This is a genomic window from Burkholderia sp. (assembly GCF_018375725.1).
In the GTDB taxonomy this organism is placed as follows: domain Bacteria; phylum Pseudomonadota; class Gammaproteobacteria; order Burkholderiales; family Burkholderiaceae; genus Burkholderia.
This window is the reverse complement of the sequence record NZ_JAHACR010000414.1, coordinates 1-2,940: the sequence shown is the minus strand read 5'-3', so window position 1 is coordinate 2,940 and position 2,940 is coordinate 1. Positions and strand designations below refer to the sequence as shown.

Annotated in this window: 4 protein-coding genes and 1 pseudogene; 3 read left to right on the top strand and 2 right to left on the bottom strand. The window is 68.5% G+C overall.

What is annotated here, in order from left to right; genetic code table 11:
* The 3 genes from KH616_RS23670 to KH616_RS23660 form a co-directional block, all read left to right on the top strand.
* The coding region (locus KH616_RS23670; RefSeq protein WP_292253445.1) for an FAD-binding oxidoreductase at nt 1–380 on the top strand (380 nt) is incomplete at its 5' end.
* A complete protein-coding gene (locus KH616_RS23665) occupies nt 377–610 on the top strand; it encodes a (2Fe-2S)-binding protein (protein WP_292253443.1) in 234 nt (77 codons plus the stop codon). The genes KH616_RS23670 and KH616_RS23665, both read left to right, overlap by 4 nt.
* Nucleotides 607–1,869 (top strand): FAD/NAD(P)-binding oxidoreductase, encoded by a 1,263-nt coding sequence (locus tag KH616_RS23660; protein WP_292253441.1) that lies wholly within the window; start codon nt 607–609, stop codon nt 1,867–1,869. Before KH616_RS23665 ends, KH616_RS23660 begins: the two co-directional genes overlap by 4 nt.
* 172 nt (nt 1,870–2,041) lie before the next feature.
* Here KH616_RS23660 and KH616_RS23655 read toward each other — a convergent pair whose 3' ends face one another.
* Nucleotides 2,042–2,317 (bottom strand): hypothetical protein, encoded by a 276-nt coding sequence (locus tag KH616_RS23655; RefSeq protein WP_292253438.1) that lies wholly within the window; start codon nt 2,315–2,317, stop codon nt 2,042–2,044.
* A gap of 326 nt (nt 2,318–2,643) precedes the next feature.
* A pseudogene (locus KH616_RS23650) lies at nt 2,644–2,940 on the bottom strand (transporter); the annotation flags it as partial.

Sequence of the window (2,940 nt, the reverse complement as noted above, 5' to 3'; positions counted from 1 at the left end):
CGCGCCCGACCGGACAGTTGCTGATCGGCTCGTCGCGGCAGTTCGACACCGAGGATCCGCGTGTCGAGCCGCCAGTGCTCGCGCGCATGCTGCGCCGTGCGACCGGTTATCTGCCTGCGCTCGCCGATCTGAACGGCATTCGCGCGTGGACCGGTTTCCGCGCAGCCAGCCCTGACGGCTTGCCGTTGCTCGGCGAGCATCCGGCGCAGCCGGGCCTGTGGCTCGCGGTCGGGCATGAAGGGCTGGGTGTCACGACCGCGCCGGGCAGTGCGCGGCTCGTCGTCGCGCAGATGCTCGGTGAACCGCCGGCCATCGATGTCGAACCGTATTTGCCGGGACGTTTCCTGTCGACGTCCCGTGTCGCCGGAGAGTTTGCATGAACATTCAACTGGATGGCCGTCCGCTGACCGTGCCCGACGGCCTGACCGTCGCGGTCGCCGTTGCCCGCAGCGGCGACGATACAACCCGCGTGTCGTGCGCCGGTGCGCCGCGTGCCCCGTTTTGCGGCATGGGCGTCTGCCAGGAATGCCGGATGACGATCGACGGGCGGCGGCGGCTCGCGTGCCAGACGCTGTGCCGCGAAGGCATGCAGGTGGAGCGCACGCGATGAAGCATGAGCATTTGAATGTCGACATTGCGATCGTCGGTGCGGGTCCGGCTGGCCTTTCCGCCGCGCAGGCGGCGTTGCAAAGCGGCGCGTCGGTCGCGATCGTCGACGACAATCCGCGCGCCGGCGGCCAGATCTGGCGGCAAGGGCCGGGCGTCGCGGTGCCGGCGGCGGCCGGCGCGCGCCTGAAGGTGTTGAGTCATCCGAACGTGCGGCACTTGGCGGCGACGCGGATCGTCGCCGAATCGAAGCCCGGCTCGTTGCTGCTGGAAGACGACGAACGCGGGCTGCTGCTCGAATACGGGACGCTGATCTTGTGTTGCGGCGCACGTGAGCTGCTGTTGCCGTTCCCGGGCTGGACGCTGCCCGGGGTGACGGGCGCGGGCGGGCTTCAGGCGTTGATCAAGCAGGGCCTCGACGTACGTGGGCGGCGCACCGTGATCGCGGGCAGCGGCCCGCTGCTGCTGGCGAGTGCGGCGACCGCGCGGCATGCCGGCGCACGTGTGCTGCGTGTGCTCGAGCAGGCCACGCGGGCGGATGTGCTCGGTTTCGGCGCCGGATTGTGGCGCTGGCCGTCGAAGCTCGTGCAAGCTACGCAACTGATGACGGCCGCTTATCGTCCGGATGCGCACGTCGTCGAGGCGTTCGGCGACAAACGGCTGGAAGGCGTGCGAATCAGGCAGGGCGGCCGTGAAACCGAGCTCGAATGCGACCGGCTTGCATGCGGGTTCGGCCTGGTGCCGAATACGGTGCTGCCGAGTCATCTGGGCTGCCGGCTGGAAAATGGCGCGGTGGCGGTCGATACGTACCAGCGGACGAGCCGCGCCGGGCACTTTGCGGCGGGCGAATGCACCGGCGTCGGCGGCAGCGAGCTGGCGATCGTCGAGGGGGAGATCGCGGGCTGCGTGGCGACCGGCCAGAGCGGACGGCTGTCGGTGCTGATCGAACGGCGCGCGCGCTGGCAGGCGTTTGCCGATGCGGTGCGCGAGCGGTTTGCGATTCGGGAACCGATCCGCAATCTGGCACGTCCGGATACGCTGATCTGCCGCTGTGAGGATGTGCGTTTCGACGCGGTTGCGAATGCACCCGGCTGGGCGGCCGCGAAGCTGCAGTCGCGTTGCGGAATGGGCGCATGCCAGGGACGCGTGTGCGGCGCGGCAGCTCGGGCGCTATTGGGCTGGACGCCGCCGGTTCCGCGTACACCGCTCGTACCGGCGCGGATCGGGACGTTGTTGCTGGATGACTGTTGCGACGACGCCTGACGGGCCACGGAGATTCGGGGCTGCCGTTTCGCACGTGCGGTTCGCGGGCGCATTCGCACTCTCCTGGCGTGTCGCATTGATTGCGAGATTGATCGTCGGCGGGATGCCGGCGCGGCATGGCCGCGCTCGAGCGGTTCGAACCGCGCCGGGCGGCGCGATGAGCCTCGCGACGTCAGCGCCCGGCGGCGTGAGCGGCGAGATGCTGACGAATCAGCGACAGATACCGATCGCCAACCGTGAAATCACGCACTGGCTTCGCGCGCACCGAGTGACGCAGCGTAGCGGGCGGAACCACGCCGAGATACCGGCAAACGGCCGATGGATAAGGCTTGCGCGTGTGCCCGAGTTGCCGCGCCGCACGCTCCACCCGTGTGTCGCCGACCTGCGTGCGGAGCCAGGCCAGTACTTGTCGATCGGTGTCGTTGACGATCCGGACCAGATTTTCCATCGCGCGCCTCACTGTTTATAAATACAGTGCTGTAAATATAGACAGTATTTTGAGCGGCAGCAAGCGCGTCGGATGGCGGTTGGCCGTTTGGACAGGGGCAGTGTCAAGGCGGCCGAACCGGCACCTGCGTGCCGGCGCCGACGTTCGCGAGCGCACGTGGGTCAACATGCAAAGGTGACTGGTCCTCTGGCGCGCCTCGGGCCAGCACAGCCGGCGCGCGGTGTTGTACCGGCCGTTGTCGAAGGGATGCGGGGCGCGCCTGCGGGAAGCGCCGGCTATCGGCGCCGGCGTGAGCGCAGCATCATCCACGCACAGCCGGCGGCCCATCATTCCGCCCCGGTCGCGTGTCCCGGCGCACGATTCAGCAGATGCGTGCGCTTGTCGGCGGCGAGCGAGACGTAGCGCTCGTACTGACGCAGCACGTCGGCGATGATTTCGTCGCCGCGCAGATACTCGATGTCATAGCCGAGCCGCCCGTCCCCGAAGAACGTGACGATGCCATACACATGCGTGCGCTGCGCCTGCGGATCTGCCGCTTCGCGCAGCATGAAGGCGGGGGCCGCCTTGCTCGTCACGCGCGCGCCGTACACGAAATCGCGTTGTCCGTCGGTCGGCACAATCAG

Coding starts and splice junctions, on each gene's coding strand:
- KH616_RS23660 (WP_292253441.1), top strand. CDS start 607: ATGAAGCATGAGCATTTGAATGTCGACATTGCGATCGTCGGTGCGGGT.
- KH616_RS23655 (WP_292253438.1), bottom strand. CDS start 2,317: ATGGAAAATCTGGTCCGGATCGTCAACGACACCGATCGACAAGTACTG.
- KH616_RS23665 (WP_292253443.1), top strand. CDS start 377: ATGAACATTCAACTGGATGGCCGTCCGCTGACCGTGCCCGACGGCCTG.